Source organism: Paraburkholderia xenovorans LB400 (genome assembly GCF_000013645.1).
In the GTDB taxonomy this organism is placed as follows: Bacteria; Pseudomonadota; Gammaproteobacteria; order Burkholderiales; family Burkholderiaceae; genus Paraburkholderia; species Paraburkholderia xenovorans.
In genome coordinates this window covers 670808-691760 of record NC_007952.1, presented here as the reverse complement: position 1 = coordinate 691760, position 20953 = coordinate 670808, and the positions used below count along the sequence as shown (strand labels likewise).

Here is a 20953-nt window from a genome sequence, read left to right as displayed (position 1 = left end):
ACCCTTTGATAGAGGCATGAGATGACCATACGATGTCGTGCGCTGGCCGCCTGCGCCTGCTTCGCGCTCGCAACGACGCTCGCCTGGGCGGACGGCGACGCGCCCACGGCGCCGGCCCCGGCGGGAGGCTACAACTACCCGACGCAGGGGCGCGTCGAATACGTGTTGAGCTGCATGGACGACAACGGACACGATTTCGTGAACGTCTATAAATGCTCGTGCGTGATCGACAAGATGGCCACTGCGCTGTCCTACGACGACTTCGTCGCCCAATCGACCTTCTCGAAGTACGCCACCCTGGGCGGCGAAGGCGGTTCGGAGTTCCGGGTCGACCACGCGAAAGCACAGACAAAGAAATTCCGCACGCTGCAGACCCAGGCCTATCACAGTTGCGGACTCGGCCCCGACAAGACGGCGTCGGCGAAATAGCCGGGCGTGTAACGTTCAGCATGAAGGCAAGCGGCGCCGGCCATGGCGCCGCTTGCCTTCTGTCGCGCTCAATTCGGAATCAGCCCCGCCCCGAGCGACGCATAATCCGCGAGCCCGGCAGCCGCTTGCTGCATGTCGCTACGCTGCCGCTCGATCTGCACGCCGACGGCCGACACGTCATCGAACTTGGCGGGTTTGGCGAGCGCGACGCGCACCCAGTGAGCGCCGAAGTCCGTAATCAGCAAACGCGCTACCGCTTCGGCAAGCGCTTCGAGCAGCCGCACGCCGTGCGAGGCGAGCAGCGCATGCAGCGCACTGCGGACCGCCGCATAATTTATCGTGTCCTCGATGCGATCGGTCGTGCACGCGCGGATGGAAGGAACCCCGATTGCGAGATTCATTCTCACCGGCTGCAAGACATGCTGCTCGCTGCTGTCGATACCGATAATCGTCTGACCGACAAAGTTCTCGATAAAGACGATGTCCATGCGCCCGGGCAGCGTGCCGGTAGAGAGCGGCCCGGACGGGGCAGTGGCGCCCGGCGCGCCGGCAGCGGAGAAACTGGCAAGGCGAACGGTATCGATACGGTCCATGATGTACTCCGCCGCAGTGCGGCAAATAGTGAGCAAACGGGTTGGCAGACGGGATCCGGGTAAACGCAAAAGGGTAAACACAAAGCGGTTCAAAGGTGACAGGAAGCGAAGCACTCTGCGCCAAACCTGCAACACGTTCTCGCCGCCGGCAGGCGAAAAGCGTCCGCAACGGCGTGGCATCAATAAAAGCAAAAATCGGGCACGCCATGTAGGGTTATTGCGACTTCTTATTGAACGGCAGCGACATCCGGCGTACAGTTTTAAGCCGACGCCTTGCTACAAGGGCGAATCACTCAGTGCGCATACGGACGGCAGAAGCCGCAGCGCGAGGGGAAGACAGTATCGATAAAGCGGCACTCGTGACGCGCATGGCGAAGCAGAGCATCCGCAACGCAATGCGAACCGGCGCGCACGAACTGACGCAACGGAGACAGGCCCCATGTCGTTGCTCGCTGACAGCACTCTGCACGTCCGTGAAGTTCTGAACGTCGTCAACCATCAATTGGCCACGCGCCCAACGAGCGAGCCCGTCGCTCAATCGTGGGCGCGCTGCATGAACGAATTCCGGCTCGACCCTTCCCGTTTTGTCACGCCACCTGTCCTGACGGACTACGAACTAAGTTCGCGCCGCGAAGCAATGGGCGATCTGATCGCGTGTTCGAAGCTCGAAATGACCACGCTTTATCAGCAACTGGCCGATCCCGAACTGGCGGTCGTGCTGGTCGACGCGGGCGGCATGATCGTCCATCAGGTTTCGTCGGTGCCTTTCGCCGAGGCAGTCGCGGCGGACGGCTTTCGCGTCGGCGCGTTGTGGAGCGAGCGCGAGGCCGGCACGAACGGCATGGGCACGTGTCTGGCCGAGCGCGACTGCATCGCCGTCTGCCAGCATGAACATTTCTATCCGCGCTATACGTCGCTCACCTGCTCCGCCGCGCCGATTTTCGATGACCGCGGCGAGATTGCCGGCGTGCTGGACGTAACGAGCCGCTCGAAGCTGTTGCAGCAGCATTCGCTGGTGCTGGTCGGCATGTCGCGGCAAATGATCGAGAACCGTCTGCTGGATGCGCGTTACCGGCACGCGAACATGATTCATTTCCATAGCCGCCCGGAATTCGTCGGTACGCTGCACGGCGGCAAACTGGCGGTAGCGGACGACAGCACGGTGCTCGCCGCGAACCGCAGCGCCCTCTTCCAGCTCGGCTTCCGCACGCTCGGCGAATTGCGCGGCCGGCGTATCGAGGAAGCCTTCAATGCGTCGCTCGAAGACATGATCGCGCGCAGCATTCGCGGGTCGTTTCATCCGGTCACCGTGTATAGCGCGAACGCGACCAACCGCTTCTTTCTCGTCGCGCAGACGCCGCAAAACAGCGCGGAGCGCGGCACGCGGGTGGCGATAACAGCGCCGGGCGCGCGCGCGAGCGCCGCGGACAAACGGCCGGCGCCGGCACGGCTCGACGAAATCGCGCACCTGGAGTTCGGCGACCCGCGCATGGCTTCGCAAATCCAGCTCGCGGCGCGCGTGGTCCAGCGCAAGATTCCGATCATCCTGAGAGGCCAAACGGGCACCGGCAAGGAAGTCTTCGCGCAGGCGCTGCATAGCATCAGCCCGCACGCGGCAGGCCCGTTCGTGCCGGTGAATTGCGCATCGCTGCCAGAAAACCTGATCGAAAGCGAGCTGTTCGGCTATCGTGCCGGCGCGTTTACCGGCGCCCAGCGCGAAGGACGGCGCGGCAAGATCGTGCAGGCCAACGGCGGCACCCTCTTTCTCGATGAAATCGGCGACATGCCGCTCTCGTTGCAGGCGCGGCTTCTGCGCGTGATCGAAGAGCACGAAGTCACGCCGCTCGGCGCGGAAACGACCATCAAGGTGGATTTTCAGCTCATTAGCGCCAGTCACCGCAATCTGCTCGAACTCGTGCATGGCGGTCAGTTCCGCGAAGACCTGTACTACCGGCTCAAGGGCGTCGAACTGAATCTGCCGCCGCTTAGCGAACGGATCGACAAGCTCGCGCTGATTCATCATCTGCTCGAAAACGAGTCCGACAACGATCCGCCCGAGTTGACGCCGGAGGCCGAGCACGCGTTGCTGACCTATGCGTGGCCCGGCAATATCCGCCAGTTGCGCCACGTATTGCAGATGGCCATCGCGCTATGCGACGGACAACCAATCCGTTGCGAGGACCTGCCTGCCGAAATCACACAACGTGGGCCGGAAACCGGGCTGCTCGCCGTTTCGCGCACGGCAGCGGCGGACTTCGAGCCGCATCCGGCCGACGAAGCGGATCTCTCCTCGCTCAATGCGATTCAGTTGAACGAACGCGGGACCGTGCTTACGCTGCTCGACGAGCATCGCTGGAACGTCAGCAACGTTGCGAAGGCGCTCAGCATCAGCCGCAACACGCTGTACCGCAAGATGCGCCGGCTGCATATCCGTCTGTCGCACGACGGCTCGGCGCCCGACGGATTGCCGCCCGACGATTCGCCATCCGAAGAATCGCCGCCTTTCAGCGCATGACCCAGGCGCCCGCTCGCAATCTCGCGGACTTCAAGCCCGATGCGCGCTTCGCGTGGTGCGTAACCGGCTCTGGCCATCTGCTCGACGAATCGATCGCGCTCGCACTGGAGTTGCCGCGCGCCGACCTGTTCCTTTCCGCAGCCGCGGAAGAAGTTCTGCCGCTCTACGGCTGGGCGTTACCGAGGCTGCGCAAGCACTTCCGCGTGTTTCGCGACAATAGCGCGAGCGGCGTGCCGGTCGGCATGCTCTATCACGGCATGTATCACACGGTCGTGATCGCGCCGGCCACCAGCAACACCGTCGCCAAATGTGCGTTCGGCATCTCCGATACGTTGCCCACCAATATGTACGCGCAAGCCGGCAAGCAGTGCATTCCGGGCATTGTCTTTGCATGCGACACCGAACCGACCGTAGTCACGCAAAGCCCGAACGAGTGGGTGGAGCTGCGTCCGCGGGCAATCGAACTCGACAATGTGGAGCGCCTGTCCCGCTTCGAATATACGACGCTCGTCCGCTCGCTGGACGAACTGAAAGCGGCGCTCGGTGAACGCCTGTCGACACTCGATCTCGCATGAAACGGCATTTACGCTCCCTGCGTTCGCTGCCTCCCGAGCGGGAGGCAGCACGTTTGGGGCAGCCCAGCGCGCACTGACATGGATCACATCGTCTTCCTGACTGGCCGGCTCGCCGAAAAGAGCCTGCTGCGCGTGCTCGAAAGCATGGCGCCCACGCCGTTCACTTGGGAAATCCGCGAAATCGGCCTGCAGGTCGCCGCGCTCATGACAGCGGATCTGATCCGCCGCCGGGTGCCCGCGCCACTCGCCGCGCAGCGCGTGATCGTGCCCGGCCGCTGCCGCGGCGATCTCGCCGCGCTGACCGAACACTACGGTGTGCCGTTCGAGCGCGGTCCGGAAGAGGTCAAGGACCTGCCGCAATTCTTCGGCCGCGAGGCGCAGCCGTTCGATCTAACGCGTTACGAGACCGACATTTTTGCCGAGATCATCGATGCACCGCGGCTCGATCTGGACGGCATCGCCGCGCGGGCGCGCGAGTATGCCGCGCAGGGTGCCGATGTGATCGACATTGGCTGCCTGCCCGAAACGCCGTTTCCGCATCTCGAAGACGCGGTGCGCCTGCTGAAAGACGAAGGGTATCGCGTAAGCGTCGATTCGATGAGCGGCGATGAACTGCTGCGCGGCGGCCGCGCGGGCGCGGATTATCTGCTGAGCCTGAACCTCGATACGCTATGGATCGCGGACGAGGTGCCGTCCACGCCGGTCCTCGTTGCCCGCGAACCGGGCGACCCCGCCTCGCTCGACGCCGCGATCGACCTCCTCGCCGCGCGCGGGCGCGCGTTTCTCGCCGACCCGATTCTCGATCCGATTCCGTTCGGCCTCGCCGCATCGATTGCGCGTTATGTCCGGTTGCGCGAGCGCTACCCGGACGTCGCCATCATGATGGGCATCGGCAACGTGACCGAGTTGACCGAGGCCGACACCAGCGGCATCAACGCGGTCCTGCTCGGCATCGCAGCGGAGCTTCGCGTGAGCGCGGTGCTCACCACGTCCGTCAGCCTGCATGCGCGGCGCGCGGTGCGCGAAGCGGACGTGGCTCGCCGGGTGATGCACGCCGCGCGCGAGGCGCAGGTGCTGCCCAAGGGCATCGACAGCGATCTCGCGACGGTTCACGCCAAACGCCCATTTCCATACAGCGCCGCCGAAATCGACGAGTTCGCTCGCGATATACGGGATCCTAACTTTCGCGTCCAGATCAGTACCGACGGCATTCATGTCTACAACCGGGATGGACATCGCAAAGGCCATGATCCGTTTGCGCTTTACCCGGCGTTGCATCTGGAAGCCGATGGCGGACACGCGTTTTATATGGGTGTTCAGTTGGCGCGTGCGGAGATTGCGTGGCGGTTGGGCAAGCGGTTCGATCAGGATCAACCGCTTGACTGGGGGTGCGCGCTCGATCGGAATGAGCAGGATTTGATGGTGTGGCGTGAACCGGGAGAGACCAGGAAGAAGGGGTAAGCACGGACACCCGCGCGCACAGCCGACCGGCGGTCGTATCTCTTTATTTGACACCGTGCCGCCGATCGCGGACAGTGTGTTGCATCGGTCACCCAGTAAAAAAATCGGCAAGCCAAGGCGATCTCTTGCAGCGCTCCAGATAGAGCCAACAGCAATTTTGTTCTAAACATGGGGTCAATCGTATTTGCCATGCATAGCAAGGGAAATGGAAACTAGAGAACAGGCCAAATTCTTTCATCTGGATGAATTCAGCGGGTTGAGCCTCCTGCAGGCAAGCTATCACCGGCAACGATTTGCCCGCCATGTGCATGAGACCTTCTGCATTGGCGTCATTGAAGAGGGCGTACAGCGTTTTTATCGCACCGGCGGGGAGCACGTCGCCCCCAAAGGCGACATCATCCTGGTCAATGCGGACGAGATTCACACTGGGTCGCCTGGCGTGGAAACGGGCTGGGCCTATCGCGCCATTTACCCGCATCCCGACCTGATGCTGCTGTTGTCCCGCGATCTCATCAACGCCAACGGCACCGTTCCCTGGTTTCCCGAGGCAGTCGTCCACGATCCGGGACTGGCCGAACAGTTCCGGCTGGTGTTCAATTTGCTGACCCGAGACGGCGACAGATTGCTGAAGGAAAGTCTGCTTCTTTCATCAATCGCCTCGCTGGTGATGCGCCACGGCCGCACTCCAGCGTTCGCTCGCGAGCTACCCAGTGTGGGACAGCCGCTTCGCATCATCAAGGATCTCATCGCGAGCTGCCCTGAGGAGGATTATTCCCTTACCCAGCTGGCCGAAATGGCGCACCTCAGCCCGTGGCATTTTCTTCGGCAGTTCAAGAAACAGGTGGGCCTACCGCCCCACGCGTGGCTAATCCAGGCGCGGCTGAAGCGAGCCCGGCAGTTACTGCGACGAGGCCTGCCCATTCCCGTTGTCGCCGCACGCTGCCGATTTTCGGATCAAAGCCACTTCAACCGGCATTTCAAGAGTTCCTTCGGCATTACACCGGGCGAATTCATTCGCACACTGCCGTCGCTATCGGCGTGACAGCCGTCTGCCTGCCGCACGCCTCTGCCTCGACATAAAGTCACCGCAGCAACGCACCGCGCAGGCGATGCGGAACTCCGCAAGATTGTTCAATACGCGACGCCGCCGCATTCGTAGACTCACAGTCCACTCTCCGGTGCAACGGCATGACACGTAATAAAAATACTCTCGAGTGCGCTTCAGGCGCACATGAGCGCGACCTCGCCCACGGCGGGGCTTTTCTCGGCGCTCTTAACATGTTGCCTCTCTGTCTCTCCGTCCTGCCGTGGGGAATACTCGCCGGCTCGATGGCGGTGCAGTCCGGGCTGACCCTGTGGCAAAGCATTGGTATGTCGGCGATCGTCTTCGCCGGCGCCGCGCAGCTCGTGACACTCGGATTGCATATGTCCGGCGCAAGCGCATTGACCATCATCGTTTCGGTTTTCCTGATCACCGCCCAGCACTTTCTCTATGGGCTGAACCTTCGAGGCTACGTGTCGACTCTGCGCAAACGTCACCGGCTGCCTATCGGCTTTCTGCTCACCGACGAACTCTTTGCACTCAGCAGCGCCAGCAAAATAAAAAGTCAATTGACACCTGGCTATCTGATCGGGGCGGGACTGGCTTTTTATCTGAGCTGGAATCTCTTCAGCCTGCTTGGAATCTTCACAGCCGCTTCCGTCCCGGATCTGAGCCGCTACCACCTCGATTTTTCCATTGTGGCCACGTTCGCCGCAATCGTGATCCCCATGATCCGGAAAATCAGCGTGCTTTCGGGCGTTCTGTTTTCGCTGCTGACTTCCATGCTGCTGTCCTATTTTCATGTGGGCGGCGCGATCGTGATTGCCGGCGTGAGCGGCATGTTCTTCTCGTCGTTTGTCGCGCGCCTGCGGAAGGAAGCGCCATGAGCTGGTGGCTGATCCTGACTCTGGCGGCGGTTGTTTTCTTCAACCGATATGTATTTCTGGAACCCAAGGTTCCAGTCAAACTGCCCCGTCTTTTGAGCAATGCGCTCGAATATTCGGCTCCCTGCCTGCTCACAGCGATTTGTGCGCCGATCATCCTGATGGATAAAGGCTTGCTTCGCAGTTTTCCGGGTAACCCTTACTTCCTGGGCGCGGCGTTTAGCGTCGTCTTCGCACTCGTGATCCGCAGCGTCGTGCTGTCTGTCGTCATGAGTCTCGCCGTTTTTTATCTGCTTGCGCGATTCCTGTAAAGAACGTTTCTCGTAGTTTTATTAAGGAAATTGTTTTGCATACAAAAACTTATAAGGATTCCTGTGCGATACGCGATTCATATCGTATTTTGCCTCTTCAAGGTGTCTGGACATGGCTGACGGGGAAAGAGATCAACGGGCGCAGCCCGCTCTGGCGGTCCAGTTCCCTTGAAATGCTGTTCTGGTCCCTGCTCTGGTGCGCGGGCGGAACCACCTTGAGCAGTTACGCATTGGGAGCAACGCACGGGTGTTTCGTCGATATGCTTCTCTACTCGGTAGGCGTGCTGTTCTCTGTCTCCGGCGCCCGTTACGTGGTGGCAACGATCATCCATCATGGCGTACACGGCCACCTGACCCGCAAGCCGATAGTCAATCAGGCGCTATGCGAGGTCCTGTCCACGTTGCTGATCGTTCAGCCTTACGAGTCATATCGGCGATTTCACGTCTACGAACACCACGGGCGCGATTTTTCGACGCTGAATGACAAAGATCTGGCGGCGATCTACAAACTGGGCTTCACGCCCGGAAAAAGCAAGGGCGCGCTGTATCGCAATCTCGTGATCACGCTGCTCAACCCGGCATTCCACCTGACGTTCTTCTGGGGTCGGCTCAAATCCAACCTCGTAAGCGTGCGGCTATATCGTCTTTGTATGTCGGTCCTCTGGTTGATCTCGCTGGCAGTTTTCGCGGCACACTTTGGCACATTGTTCTTTGTGGCGATCGTGGTCGTTCCGTATGTCGTGGTTTATCAGGCGGCTTCCTTGCTGCACTTGCTGACGGAACATGTCTGGCTCCTGAGGCTACCGCCTGAAAGCGTGCGTGAAAGCCACGTCAGAAACAGTCTCGGGCGCTTCTGTGGCTCGGCATGTCCGGCCGGTTGGGGTATCGTCCATCTCGTGCCGTGGCTGAAGTGGTCCATTGCCCATCTGTTTTTTCACCTGCCGTGCCGCATGCTCATCGTTCAGGGCTCCCTCGTCTGCCATGACTGGCATCACCGGTTCGGCAGCACCCGGCAGTGGCACGACTATGCCGCCTTGCGTGAGGCGGATGCCGTCAAACTGGTGGCGGAAGGCAGATACGACTACACGGAAATCTGGGGATTCGATCATTGCCTGGATCATGTCTTCGAACGCCTCAGTGCATCTGATGCCGTGCATGTTGGAAATCTGAACTACCGGCTCAACTGATTGGAGAGGCGCCCGGCGCGGGATGTAATTCGCATGCACTGTGGGGCATTTCCCGCGCGCCCTATCGCACCACCGCCAAAACCCCTGCGCCTTCACTCTCGTCACTCACCCGCTCAAGCTCGTCGCGCATCTCCCCGATCGCCTGTGCGTAGTCGTCCGCACCGAACACCGCCGACCCCGCCACGAACACGTCCGCCCCCGACGCCGCGATCCGCGCGATGTTCGCCGCCTTCACGCCGCCATCCACCTCGATCAGCAACAACCGTCCCGTTCGCTGCATCGTCGCATCGACCCGTTCGCGCAAGGCGCGCAGTTTATCCAGCGTTTCCGGAATGAACGCCTGCCCGCCAAAACCCGGATTCACCGACATAACCAGCACCACGTCGAGCCGCTCGATCACATGATCGAGCACCGCGAGCGGCGTGGCCGGATTGAGGGCGAGTCCGGCGCGCGCACCGCTCGACTTGATGAGTTCGATGGTCCGGTGCACGTGCAGCGACGCTTCCGGATGGAAGCTGATCGTATTCGCGCCTGCCTCGGCAAAGCCCGCCACGAGCGAATCGACGGGCATCGTCATCAGATGCACGTCGATCGGCACGGACGTATGCGGGCGAATCGCCGCGCACACGAGCGGCCCGACCGTGAGGTTCGGCACGTAGTGATTGTCCATCACGTCCAGATGAATCCAGTCGGCGCCGGCCGCCGTGACGTCGCGAATTTCGTCGGCAAGGCGGGCAAAATCCGCGGACAACAACGACGGGGCTATCAGAAAATCGCGCATGGCCGTCTCCTTGCGAACAGGTGAATGGTTCAGTGATACCGGCGCGCCATCGCATCGAGCGGCAGCGGCTTGATGCGCGAGGCCTGGCCCGCACAGCCGAACGCTTCGAACCGTTCGACGCAAATCGCGCTGGCCGCCGCCGTCGCCGCCTTCAATGCCGCGCGCGGGTCGAACTCGGCGCGCGCATTCGCCATCGACTTGCGCATCGCGCCGCTCATTGCGAGCCGGATGTCGGTGTCGATATTGACCTTGCGCACGCCATGCGCAATGCCGCGCTGGATTTCCTCGACGGGTACGCCGTAGGTGGTGGGAATCTCGCCGCCGTATTCGCGGATCACCGCGAGCCACTCCTGCGGCACCGAAGACGAACCGTGCATCACGAGATGCGTATTCGGAATCCGCTCGTGAATTTCGACGATCCGGTCGATGGCCAGAATATCGCCGGTCGGCTGACGGCTGAATTTGTACGCGCCATGCGACGTGCCGATCGCAATCGCCAACGCGTCGACGCCGGTCGCCTCCACGAAAATCTGCGCCTCGCGCGGATCGGTGAGCAGATCGTCGCGCGAGAGTTGGCCTTCGGCGCCGACGCCGTCCTCGTCACCCGCCGTGCCGGTTTCGAGCGAGCCGAGACAACCCAGTTCACCTTCCACGGAAACGCCCACTGCGTGCGCCGCCTCGACAACCCGCCGACTCACATCGACGTTGTACTCGTACGCGGCGGGCGTCTTCTGGTCGGGCAGCAAGGAGCCATCCATCATCACCGACGTGAAGCCCGAGCGGATCGCCTGCTGACACACCGCCGGGCTCGCGCCGTGATCCTGGTGCAGCACGAGCGGGATATCCGGATGCGCTTCGAGCGCCGCGAGCACCAGATGGCGCAGATACGGCTCGCCCGCATACTTGCGAGCGCCCGCCGACGCCTGCAAGATCACCGGGCTCGACGTCGCCTCGGCGGCCTGCATGATCGCGTGGATCTGCTCCATGTTGTTGACGTTGAAGGCGGGCACGCCGTAGCCGTGCTCGGCCGCGTGGTCCAATAGTTGCCGCAGTGCTATGAAGGCCATCGCAAACTCCTCGAAATCGGATCGGGTCATGGCGCGCCGCGCGTGCCGCGGGTTCGGGTTTAACGCGCGAGTTGCGCGACACGGCGGGCTTCGTCCACCACCGCGCGCGCGGTCAGACCGAAATGCTCGAACAGCGCCGCGGCGGGGGCGGATTCGCCGAACGTATCAATGCCCACCACGCCGCCTTCGAGGCCCACGTATTGCCGCCAGAACGCGCGCACGCCCGCTTCCACCGCGACGCGCGGCACCCGCGGCGGCAGCACCGCGTCGCGCCATGCGGCGGGCTGCCGGTCGAATACGCTGGTGGACGGCATCGACACGACCCGCGCGGCGATGCCGGCTTGCGCGAGCGGCGCGACGGCATCGAGCGCGAGCGAGACTTCCGAACCGGTGGCGATCAGCACGATCCGCGTTTGCGCCCGTTCCGCAGGCCAGTCACGCAACACATAGCCGCCGCGCTCGATCGCGTCGATCTGTTCAGCGCTGCGCGCGGCGAACGGCAGATTCTGGCGGCTCAGCAGCAGGCACGACGGCCCATCGCGTTCCACCGCGCTCGCCCACGCCTGCGCGGTCTCGACCGTGTCGCACGGACGCCAGACGTCGAGCCCGGGAATGAGCCGCAAGCTCGCCGCGTGCTCCACGGACTGATGTGTCGGCCCGTCTTCGCCGAGGCCGATCGAGTCGTGCGTGAACACGAAAATCGCACGGGTCTTCATCAGCGCGGCCATGCGCAGCGCGCTGCGTGAGTAGTCGGAGAACGTGAGAAAGGTGCCGCCGAACGGAATATGTCCGCGATGCAGCGCAATACCGTTCATCACCGCGCTCATGCCGAATTCGCGCACGCCGAAGTGCAGATAGTTGCCGCCTTGCAGGCCGCTGTCGTCGGCATGAACATCGACCGCGGTTTTCCAGTTGGTGAGGTTCGAGCCGGTCAGGTCGGCCGAACCGCCCAGCAATTCCGGCAATGCGCGAGCCAGCACGGCAATCGCCTGTTGCGAGGCCTTGCGGGTCGCGATCGATTCGCCCGCGTGGTCCGCGTCGCTCACCATCGCGCGGACCGTGTCGCGCCACTGCACGGGCAGCGTGCGTTGCGTCCTTCGCTCGAACTCGGCGGCTTCATGCGGATAGTGCTTGCGATACGCTTCGAAACGCGTGTTCCAGTCGGCTTCTGTGGCCGCGCCACGCTCGCTCGCGTCCCACAGCGTGCGAACCTCGGCAGGCATAGCGAACGGCGCATGCGGCCAGCCGAGCGCGCGCCGCGTGTTCGCAACTTCGTCGGCCCCGAGCGGCGCGCCGTGCACGTCGTGCGTGCCCGCTTTCGAGGGCGAGCCTTTGCCGATCACCGTGCGGCAGCAGATCAGCGTCGGCCGGCCGGCTGCGCGTGCGCGCGAGAGAGCCCGATCGACCGCGTCCACGTCATGTCCGTCCACCTCGCGTACCACATGCCAGCCGTAGGCCGCAAAACGCGCGGGCGTGTCGTCGCTGAACCACTGCGAGACGTGGCCGTCGATCGAGATGCCGTTGTCGTCATACAGCACCGTGAGCTTGTCGAGCTTCAACGTGCCGGCGAGCGAAGCCGCCTCGTGCGAAATGCCTTCCATCATGCAACCGTCGCCGACGAACACATACGTGCGGTGATCGACGATCGAATGGCCGGGCCGGTTGAATTCGCGCGCGAGCAGCGCCTCGGCGAGCGCCATGCCGACAGCATTGGCGAGCCCCTGCCCGAGCGGCCCGGTGGTCGTTTCCACGCCAGGGGTCACGCCCACCTCCGGATGCCCCGGCGTCCTGCTGTACAGTTGCCTGAAGCGCCTGAGTTCGTCGATCGGCAGATCGTAGCCGGTGAGATGCAGCAGGCCATACAACAGCATCGCACCGTGCCCGTTCGACAGCACGAAGCGGTCGCGATCGGGCCACGCGGGATTGCGCGGGTTGTGCTTCAGATGCCGGTCCCACAGCGCGACGGCAATCTCGGCCATGCCGAGCGGCATGCCCGGATGACCGGACTTCGCGGCTTCGACCGCGTCGATCGCGAGCATGCGCAGCGCGTCGGCCATCAGCCGGGTCGCGGGTATTGCGACGGATTCTGCGACGGCACTCATCGAATGTCTCCTTGCACGAAATGGATAAACCGTTTTGCACCGCGCGTCACGCGCGCGCCCGCCGGTCGATCAGTTGCAGAATCATCGGCGTGAAAATCAGCTGCATCGCGAGCCCCATCTTGCCGCCCGGCACGACGATCACATTCGGCCGCGACATGAACGAGTCGTGCAGCATGGTCAGCAGATACTGGAAGTCGATCCCCTTCGGGCGCGCAAAACGGATCACGACAAAGCTCTCGTCGGGCTGCGGAATCTCACGGGCGATAAACGGATTCGACGTATCCACGGTCGGCACGCGCTGGAAGTTCACGTGTGTGCGCGAGAATTGCGGGCAAATGTAGTTCACGTAGTCCGGCATGCGCCGCAGGATCGTATCGACCACGGCCTCGTGCGAGTAGCCGCGCATGGTCTGGTCGCGATGCAGTTTCTGAATCCATTCGAGATTGATGATCGGTACCACGCCGATCAGCAGGTCCGCGTGCCGCGCAATGTCGATATCGTCGGTCACGGCTGCGCCATGCAGGCCCTCGTAGAACATCAGGTCGGTGTCGGGCGTCACCTCCTCCCACGGCGTGAAGGTACCGGCATCCTGCTTGTAGAGCCGCGTTTCGCCTTCGTCATGAACGTAGTGGCGCAGCCTGCCGGTGCCGTTCTCGCCATAACTGGCGAACAGGGTCTCGAGGTCTTCGAGCAGATTCGCTTCCGGTCCGAAATGGCTGAAATTCGGTGCGCCATCCCGCTCGTGCTGCTTCATGGCCTCGCGCATGCCGTTGCGGTCATAACGATGAAAAGCGTCCCCTTCCACGATCTGCGCGTTGATTTTTTCGCGCCGGAAAATATGGGTGAAGCTCTTCATCACGGTCGTGGTGCCGGCGCCGCTCGAACCGGTCACCGCAATGATCGGGTGTTTGACTGACATGCGCTTGTCTCCGGATAGTAGTGTTCTGATCGGATGCCTTTCGCGAGCCCGGGTTGTCCGGCGGCTAGGCCGTGAAACCCGGCAGGAACAGCGAGCGCCGGCTGAACAGCGGCGAGGTGAAGGGCTGATCTTCGCCGCGGTCGTATTCGCCGTGATAGCGGCCAATACGCTCCACCTCGTGCTTCGAACCGAGGATCACCGGCACGCGTCCATGCAGCGCGCGCGGCACGACGTCGAGAATCCGCTCGCGCCCGGTGATCGAAAGACCGCCCGCCTGTTCGACGAGAAAGCTCATCGGGTTGGCTTCATACAGGAGCCGCAGGCGCCCTTCCATCGCAGGCGTCTTCGAGTCGCGCGGGTACATGAACACGCCGCCGCGCATCAGGATGCGATGCACCTCGGCGACCATCGACGCGATCCAGCGCATATTGAAGTCGCTCGCACGGCAGCCGCTGCGCCCGTCCTTGCATTCCTGCACATAGCGGCGCACCGGCGGTTCCCAGAACCGTTCGTTCGAGGCGTTGATCGCGAACTCGACGGTGTCTTCGGGAATGCGGATGTTCGAATGCGTGAGCACGAAGTTGCCGATCTCGCGCTCCAGCGTGAAACCATGCGTGCCGTTGCCGACCGAGAGCACGAGCATGGTCGATGGCCCGTAGACGGCGTAGCCCGCGGCCACCTGCTCGCAGCCCGGCCGCAGAAACGCGGACTCGCCGACCGTGCCGCGCGGATCGCTGCCGTTTTTTTCATTGGCATTTCCATTTCCCTCGCCATTGCGCAGCACCGAAAAGATCGACCCCACCACGCCGTTGATGTCGATATTCGACGAACCGTCGAGCGGATCGAAAGCGAGCAGATAATCGCCGCGCGGATAGCCCGGCGGAATCGCATAGACGCTCTCCATTTCCTCGGACACCATCGCGGCGAGCAGTCCGTCCCACTCGCATTGCTGCACGAAGATTTCATTGGTCGCGACGTCGAGCTTCTTCTGTTCCTCGCCGTGCGTGTTGATGCTCTGCGCGGAGCCGTAGTTGCCGCCGAGCGCGCCTTTGGTGAGCATCGCGGAGATCGACTTGATAGCGGCGGCGACGTCGATCAGCAGCGCCGAAAGGCCGGCGTTGCGCGCCGTTTCCGTCGAACAGGGCTGGCGGTCGAGGGTGTCGATCAGAAATTTCGAAAGGGTCGTACGTCCGTCCTGCATGGCGATCTCCTGAGGATTGTTTTCGTTCAGCCTGGCGGCGCCGTCACGGCGCGCGTTGCCGTTGCATGAGAGGACGCAGGCGCCCCGGCGTTCGCCGCGAGCGCTTCAGATTCAGTGAACACGCGGCTCGCGCGAACGTCGGCGGCGGCGATCAGCGTGAGCGCGGCTGCGTCGATCGGCGCACCGCCCTGCATCGCCGTGGCGAACAGGCGGTTGGCCTGGCGCAGCCGTGAGCGATCGAGCGCATTGCGCACCGAGCGGGCGTTGGCGAAATTCGCCTGCCTGGTGCGCAGCGCGAGATAGTCGGCGAAAGCGCGCCGCGAGTCGGCGTCGAAGCGGTAATGCATCGTCGCGAGCATGCGCTCGGCGATATCGAGCAGTTCCGCGCCGTCGTAGTCGGGAAACGTGATGTGATGCGCAATGCGCGAGCGAAAGCCCGGATTGCTTTCGAAGAACACTTCCATGCGCGCGGCGTAACCGGCCAGAATCACCACCAGATCGTCACGCTGGTTTTCCATTGTTTGCAGCAGGATCTCGATCGCTTCCTGACCGTAATCGCGTTCGTTTTCCGGGCGATACAGGTAATAGGCTTCGTCGATGAAAAGCACGCCGCCCATCGCGCGTTTCAGCACATCGCGCGTTTTCGGCGCGGTGTGGCCAATGTACTGGCCGACCAGATCGTCGCGCGTGACCGACACCAGATGATTGCGGCGAATGTAGCCGAGCCGGTGCAGCACCTCCGCCATGCGCAGCGCGACCGTGGTCTTGCCCGTGCCGGGATTGCCCGAGAAACACATATGCAGGGTGGGCGCGCCGCCCGCGAGACCGAGCGAATCGCGCGCGCGCTCAACGAGCAGATGCGCCGCGATCTCGCGAATGCGGGTTTTCACCGGGGCGAGGCCGACCAGATCGCGGTCGAGTTCGGCAAGCACGTCGCCGATGCCGGAGTCGCGATAGAGGGCGGCGAGATCGACCTGCGGCGCTTGCGCGCGGCTGTCCTGGCTGTCCTGTAGCGCGGCAGCGTCTCGTCCGTCAGAACATAGCGCGTTCGCGTCTATGGCGGCAGCTTCGGTCATGGCCTCTCCCTTTGCTTGTGGCAATTCGTCGAGCCTCGCATTGCGGGTCCCTCTTCTAGCGCGCGGGTCCGTATCGTTCGCCCGACGGCCGGTCGCCCGCGTAGCCCGACAACCCGTAGCGCTGCACGCGTCCCGGCCCGTCCTGGCGCGTCAGGCGGAAGCCCGGCTCTTCGTCCGGCCGGTTGACGATGAACGACAGGCGCATCGTCTCGAAGCCGCGCACCGAGTCGAATGCATTGACCTTGATGTAGTGCTGCGGCTGCGCCGCGCGGCACGCCTTCACTTCCTGCAGCACGCCGGCCGCATCGCGCAGATCGAACATCGGCAGGCCCCACATTTCCCAATACGTGTTGCGCGGATGCGGGTCGTCGGTGTATTCGACCGAGCAGGCCCAGCCCTGGCTCAGCGCGTAGTCGATCTGCAAACGGATCTCTTCGTCGGTCAATTCCGGCAGGAAGGAAAACGTGCCCTGTGTAATTCGCATGACGTACCTCGTTGATGAATGCAGCGTTCGGAACGGCGCCAGCAGACTCCCGCGCAGTGCGGCAGCACTGCGGTCGAACCCGCCCTGAAAATCCTGAATGGCCGCCGCTCAGGCCGCGGTCGGCGTGGCGGCGAAATCCGGCGTGTCGGTGGACGCGTAGTTGAAGGTCACGTCCCGCCACGTATCGAGCGCCTGCTTGAGCGGCGTGCACCAGCGCGCCGCGGCTTCGAGAATGTCCGGCCCCTCGTGAACGATGTCGCGGCCCTCGTTGCGCGCCTTCACCATCGCTTCGAGCGCGACGCGATTCGCCACCGCGCCCGCCTGAATACCGGCCGGATGGCCGATCGTGCCGCCGCCGAACTGCAGGATCGCGTCATCGCCGAACAGATCGAGCAGCTGATGCATCTGTCCCGCGTGAATGCCGCCCGAGGCCACCGGCATCACCTTGCGCAGACCGGCCCACGGCTGGTCGAAGAAAATGCCGCGCGACAGGTCGACCTCGTTGTGCGACTCGCGGCACACGTTGTAATAGCCCTGCACCGAGAGCGGATCGCCTTCGAGCTTGCCGACCGCCGTGCCCGCATGCGCGTGATCGACGCCCGCCATGCGCAGCCACTTCGCGATCACGCGAAACGAAATGCCGTGGTTGCGCTGCCGCGTATAGGTGCTGTGCCCCGCGCGATGCAGGTGCAGGATCATGTCGTTCCTGCGCGCCCAGCGCGCCATCGACTGAATCGCGGTCCAGCCGATCACCAGATCGATCATCACGATGCATGAACCCAGTTCCTTGGCGAATTCGGCGCGCTCATACATGTCCTCCATCGTGCCGGCCGTCACGTTCAGGTAGTGGCCCTTGACCTCGCCCGTCTCCGCCTGCGCGCGATTCACCGCTTCCATCGCAAACAGAAAACGGTCGCGCCAGTGCATGAACGCCTGCGAATTGATGTTCTCGTCGTCCTTCAGAAAATCCAGACCGCCGCGCAATCCTTCATACACGACGCGGCCATAGTTCTTGCCCGACAAACCCAGTTTGGGCTTGACGGTCGCGCCGAGCAGCGGCCGTCCGTACTTGTCGAGCCGTTCGCGCTCGACGACGATTCCGGTCGGCGGCCCCTGAAAGGTCTTCAGATAAGCAACAGGTATGCGCATGTCTTCGAGACGCAGCGCCTTGAGCGGTTTGAAGCCGAACACGTTGCCGATGATCGACGCCGTCAGGTTGGCGACCGAGCCTTCTTCGAACAGATCCAGTTCATAGGCGATGTACGCGAAATACTGCGGTTCGGCGGCGTTCGAGGCCGGCACCGGATCAACGCGATAGGCTTTTGCGCGGTAAATGTCGCACGCGGTCAGCCGGTCGGTCCACACCACGGTCCAGGTTGCCGTCGACGATTCGCCGGCCACGGCCGCCGCCGCCTCCTCCGGATCGACGCCGGGCTGCGGCGTGATGCGAAAAAGCGCTATGACGTCGGTATCTTTCGGCGCGTAATCGGGCTGCCAGTAGCCCATCTCGCGATACTTCATCACGCCCGCGGCGTACCGTTCGCGAGGGTTCGCCGCGTCGCGCGGCTTGTGTATGGAATCGATCACCGGTTGACTGAAATCGTTCATGACGTATCCTCGAGAGTGAACAGGCGCGCTGCCGGAAGAACGAAGCGCTTGTGTGCACTGTAGGCATGAACGCAGTCATTGAGAATTCACGATTTTATTTGGCAGACTTAACCGATCCGTTATCGATCACCGAAAACGCGGATCGCGAAAACGCGGGCCACGAAGCGAAATTCTCAACACATGCGCTTGCGATCGGTAGAGAATGATTCGCATAGGAATTGCAAGCATTGCGTGACAGAAGCGGTAGCCTTTGCCCGTCATGGAACACTTTGCTGCATTCCCGGAACAGTGCGCGGTGCAACCGCATCGTGCCGCGCGCCCGGTGGCCGCGCCGACGCAATTCGGCGAACGCTGTATTGCGGCGCGCCGGTGCGCTGCCCACGCCGTGTCGTCGAACATCCGGCATGGAGCTTGCGTAGTAACCAACGCCAATGAAGTCCGGCATCACGCCGGGCCGACGGCGCAACGCTGTATCAATACCTGGAGGAAACACGTATGCAATGGACCACTCCGAGCTACACCGATATGCGTTTTGGTTTCGAAATCACGATGTATATCGCTACGCGTTAAGCCCGCACGGGCCGCGAGACGCGGCCCTTCTGCGGATTTGCTGTGTAATCCCTAGCTAGACGGCCGGCCTTTCGGCGCTGCCAGGACACGCGTTCCCAGCCATGATCCACGAAACGATCGTCACCACGGCAGCGTGCGATGGCCGTCCTCATATCGCGCCGATGGGAGCCCGTTACGAGGGCGACTTCGTCATCCTCTCGCCTTTTCGTCCGTCCGTGACGCTCGACAATATCGTGGCGTCGCGCGCAGCGGTGCTGAACTTCACCACGGACGTTCGTATCTTTGCCGGCTGCGTCACGCATTGCGCAACCGATTGGCCCACGCTCGCGGCGAGCCGCGTGGCGAGCGTCAGGCTCGCCGAATCGCTCGCGCATGCGGAACTCGAACTCGACGACCTGCGCGACGACAAGGAGCGTCCGGTGCTGCGCATGAAATGCGTGCACCGCGAAAACCATGCGCCGTTCGGCGGCTTTAACCGCGCCCAGGCGGCCGTGGTGGAAGGCGCGATTCTCGTCAGCCGGCTTTTCATGCTGCCTGCCGACAAGGTGGACCGGGAAATGGCCTACCTGCAGATCGCCATCGACAAAACCGCGGGCGAGGCCGAACTCACCGCCTGGCACTGGCTCACCGCCGCGATCGCGCGGCACCGCGAGAATCTCGCCGCGTCCGGCGGCCCGGCCGCCGAACTCGTGTCCCACTAGTTTTTCCCGTCTTCCGGAGAATATCGATGACCGCATTGCTCGCGAGCGTCCGCTCGGACGAGGAGGCGTTCGACGCCGCCCAGGCCGGCGCCGAACTGATCGACCTGAAGGAGCCGAACGCGGGTGCGCTCGGCGGTTTGTCGATCGGCGACATCACGCAGATCGCGCGCCGGCTGCGCGCCCATTACCCGGTCAAGCCGATCAGCGCGACGATCGGCGACGTGCCGGCGGATGCGCTCGACGAGATCACGACACGCGTTATCGAAGTGAGCGACGCGGGCATCGATTATGTAAAAGTGGGCGTGACGCCCGGACCGGCCGCACGGCGCTGCCTCGAACAACTGGCCAACCTGCCGGCGGCGGTCGTGCCGGTGCTGCTATGCGACGGCGGCATGGACGGCGAACTGGTTGCCTACGCGGCCACGCTCGACTTCGTGGGCGTGATGTTCGACACCGCCGGCAAGGACGGCAGCACGCTGTTCGACCATGTGGATAGCGACACGCTCGCCCAGTGGTTGCGGATCACACGCGAGCGCGGCGCCATGAGCGGCATTGCCGGCTCGCTCGGCTGGGCGCAGTTCGAGCAGATCCGTGCGCTCGCGCCGGACGTGGCGGGTTTTCGCACCGCGCTATGTGTGGATGGCAGGCGCTCGCGGCTCGATCCGCAGCGCGTCGCGCAATGGGCCGCCGCGCTGCACCGTCCGTCGGGCGAGGTCAGCGGCGCGGTCGCGGCGGCGGACACGCGAGCTTCGGGTACGGCGCGTTTTTGATGCTTGCCACGCGTGTCATTGCGCGTGTCGCCGCATAAGCGGCGACACGCAACGCGCGCTCCAGAACGCCAAATCGCTAGCTGACCGGCGTATTCAGCAGCCGGTCGCGCATCAACGCCACATTGTCCTTGTTGAACAGTTCGACCACGTAATTGGCCTCGTTCACATAGTCGACGAAACACCGGTCGACCACGCCCGAGGCAGCCAGCGTTTCGAGCCGCTCGTCCTCGGCGATCGGGCATGACTTCACCACGATCAGCCGCTCGGCGTTGAGCATGGTGGAGAGCCACGCGGCGAGACTGTCGGAGGTGGTGTCCCAGTTGCTCATCGCGTCCGGCGTGTCACGCATCAGCGCGGTCGGCACCCACACGGCGACATGGCCGTCGCGCAGCGCGCGGCGGATCTTCGCCTCGCTCGAGGCGAGCACGAGTTCAGGCAAGACCCCTTGCATCAGAATCGCGTATTGCGTCATGGCGAGCAGACACATGTTGTGCGCGGCGAGATCGTCGAAGCGCCACTCGCTCTGGTATTGCCGCACCTTGTCCGCGAAATCGCCCCCGCCGGGCACGATGACGACGCGCCCACCCCCCACTTCGCATAGCTCGGTGAGCCAGTGGCGCAGCGTCGGCTCGTGACTCAGGCTGCCCCCGATCTTGACCACCCACATGACCGTTGTC

The 20953-nt window shown here is 63.2% G+C and carries 21 protein-coding genes; 11 read left to right on the top strand and 10 right to left on the bottom strand.

The genetic code is table 11. From position 1 onward, the window contains the following. Positions 1 to 21 precede the first annotated feature (21 nt). Positions 22 to 429, top strand: a complete 408-nt coding sequence (locus tag BXE_RS25020; RefSeq protein WP_011490919.1) for a hypothetical protein — start codon at positions 22 to 24, stop codon at positions 427 to 429. 68 nt (positions 430 to 497) lie between these two features. On the opposite strand, the gene BXE_RS25015 is transcribed toward BXE_RS25020, so the two are convergent. Then, on the bottom strand, positions 498 to 1022 hold the full coding sequence (locus BXE_RS25015) for a dihydroneopterin aldolase (protein ID WP_040124030.1): 525 nt from the start codon (positions 1020 to 1022) through the stop codon (positions 498 to 500). A 439-nt stretch (positions 1023 to 1461) separates the two neighbouring features. Here BXE_RS25015 and BXE_RS25010 point away from each other — a divergent pair, with 439 nt between their 5' ends. From BXE_RS25010 to BXE_RS24980, 7 genes are all read left to right on the top strand, one after another. Then, a complete protein-coding gene (locus BXE_RS25010; RefSeq protein ID WP_040124032.1) occupies positions 1462 to 3537 on the top strand; it encodes a sigma-54-dependent Fis family transcriptional regulator in 2076 nt (691 codons plus the stop codon). After that, positions 3534 to 4112: a flavoprotein gene (locus BXE_RS25005; RefSeq protein ID WP_011490916.1), complete on the top strand. Its 579-nt coding sequence runs from the start codon at positions 3534 to 3536 to the stop codon at positions 4110 to 4112. Before BXE_RS25010 ends, BXE_RS25005 begins: the two co-directional genes overlap by 4 nt. Before the next feature lie 78 nt (positions 4113 to 4190). Then, positions 4191 to 5573: a DUF6513 domain-containing protein gene (locus BXE_RS25000; protein WP_011490915.1), complete on the top strand. Its 1383-nt coding sequence runs from the start codon at positions 4191 to 4193 to the stop codon at positions 5571 to 5573. Between the two features lie 205 nt (positions 5574 to 5778). Further along, positions 5779 to 6615: an AraC family transcriptional regulator gene (locus tag BXE_RS24995; RefSeq protein ID WP_011490914.1), complete on the top strand. Its 837-nt coding sequence runs from the start codon at positions 5779 to 5781 to the stop codon at positions 6613 to 6615. Between the two features lie 146 nt (positions 6616 to 6761). After that, complete coding sequence (locus tag BXE_RS24990; RefSeq protein ID WP_011490913.1) at positions 6762 to 7502, top strand: AzlC family ABC transporter permease; 741 nt, start codon at positions 6762 to 6764, stop codon at positions 7500 to 7502. Next, on the top strand, positions 7499 to 7810 hold the full coding sequence (locus BXE_RS24985; RefSeq protein WP_011490912.1) for an AzlD domain-containing protein: 312 nt from the start codon (positions 7499 to 7501) through the stop codon (positions 7808 to 7810). The genes BXE_RS24990 and BXE_RS24985 overlap by 4 nt, the downstream gene beginning before the upstream one ends. Before the next feature lie 35 nt (positions 7811 to 7845). Continuing rightward, the gene (locus BXE_RS24980; RefSeq protein WP_199577125.1) at positions 7846 to 8997 is read left to right on the top strand and encodes a hypothetical protein; all 1152 of its coding nucleotides are present in this window, start codon (positions 7846 to 7848) and stop codon (positions 8995 to 8997) included. A 61-nt stretch (positions 8998 to 9058) separates the two neighbouring features. On the opposite strand, the gene rpe is transcribed toward BXE_RS24980, so the two are convergent. The 8 genes from rpe to BXE_RS24940 all read right to left on the bottom strand — a co-directional run bounded on the left by rpe (position 9059) and on the right by BXE_RS24940 (position 18235). After that, positions 9059 to 9778, bottom strand: coding sequence for a ribulose-phosphate 3-epimerase (rpe, locus tag BXE_RS24975; protein WP_011490910.1), 720 nt, complete (start codon positions 9776 to 9778; stop codon positions 9059 to 9061). Positions 9779 to 9807: 29 nt separating this feature from the next. After that, positions 9808 to 10845 carry a class II fructose-bisphosphate aldolase gene (gene fba / locus BXE_RS24970; protein WP_011490909.1) on the bottom strand — a complete coding sequence of 346 codons (1038 nt, stop codon included), beginning with the start codon at positions 10843 to 10845 and terminating at the stop codon, positions 9808 to 9810. 59 nt (positions 10846 to 10904) lie between these two features. Further along, on the bottom strand, positions 10905 to 12947 hold the full coding sequence (gene tkt, locus BXE_RS24965) for a transketolase (protein WP_011490908.1): 2043 nt from the start codon (positions 12945 to 12947) through the stop codon (positions 10905 to 10907). Positions 12948 to 12993: 46 nt separating this feature from the next. Beyond that, on the bottom strand, positions 12994 to 13866 hold the full coding sequence (locus BXE_RS24960; RefSeq protein WP_011490907.1) for a phosphoribulokinase: 873 nt from the start codon (positions 13864 to 13866) through the stop codon (positions 12994 to 12996). Positions 13867 to 13930: 64 nt separating this feature from the next. Further along, positions 13931 to 15067: a class 1 fructose-bisphosphatase gene (locus tag BXE_RS24955; protein ID WP_011490906.1), complete on the bottom strand. Its 1137-nt coding sequence runs from the start codon at positions 15065 to 15067 to the stop codon at positions 13931 to 13933. 26 nt (positions 15068 to 15093) lie between these two features. Continuing rightward, complete coding sequence (gene cbbX, locus BXE_RS24950; protein ID WP_011490905.1) at positions 15094 to 16143, bottom strand: CbbX protein; 1050 nt, start codon at positions 16141 to 16143, stop codon at positions 15094 to 15096. 55 nt (positions 16144 to 16198) lie between these two features. After that, the gene (locus BXE_RS24945) at positions 16199 to 16627 is read right to left on the bottom strand and encodes a ribulose bisphosphate carboxylase small subunit (protein WP_011490904.1); all 429 of its coding nucleotides are present in this window, start codon (positions 16625 to 16627) and stop codon (positions 16199 to 16201) included. 108 nt (positions 16628 to 16735) lie between these two features. After that, positions 16736 to 18235 carry a ribulose-bisphosphate carboxylase large subunit gene (locus tag BXE_RS24940; protein WP_011490903.1) on the bottom strand — a complete coding sequence of 500 codons (1500 nt, stop codon included), beginning with the start codon at positions 18233 to 18235 and terminating at the stop codon, positions 16736 to 16738. A 495-nt stretch (positions 18236 to 18730) separates the two neighbouring features. On the opposite strand from BXE_RS24940, the gene pqqA reads away from it, so the two are divergent. The 3 genes from pqqA to BXE_RS24925 all read left to right on the top strand — a co-directional run bounded on the left by pqqA (position 18731) and on the right by BXE_RS24925 (position 20276). Then, entirely contained in the window at positions 18731 to 18805 is a 75-nt protein-coding gene (pqqA, locus tag BXE_RS47925) for a pyrroloquinoline quinone precursor peptide PqqA (RefSeq protein WP_013342881.1), read from the top strand. A 101-nt stretch (positions 18806 to 18906) separates the two neighbouring features. Further along, entirely contained in the window at positions 18907 to 19506 is a 600-nt protein-coding gene (locus BXE_RS24930; RefSeq protein WP_011490901.1) for a DUF447 domain-containing protein, read from the top strand. A 26-nt stretch (positions 19507 to 19532) separates the two neighbouring features. Further along, positions 19533 to 20276 carry a (5-formylfuran-3-yl)methyl phosphate synthase gene (locus BXE_RS24925; RefSeq protein WP_011490900.1) on the top strand — a complete coding sequence of 248 codons (744 nt, stop codon included), beginning with the start codon at positions 19533 to 19535 and terminating at the stop codon, positions 20274 to 20276. A 76-nt stretch (positions 20277 to 20352) separates the two neighbouring features. Here the strand turns inward: BXE_RS24925 and BXE_RS24920 are convergent, their stop codons facing one another. Further along, positions 20353 to 20943 (bottom strand): kinase aspartokinase/uridylate kinase, encoded by a 591-nt coding sequence (locus tag BXE_RS24920; RefSeq protein WP_007176312.1) that lies wholly within the window; start codon positions 20941 to 20943, stop codon positions 20353 to 20355. Positions 20944 to 20953 lie beyond the last annotated feature (10 nt).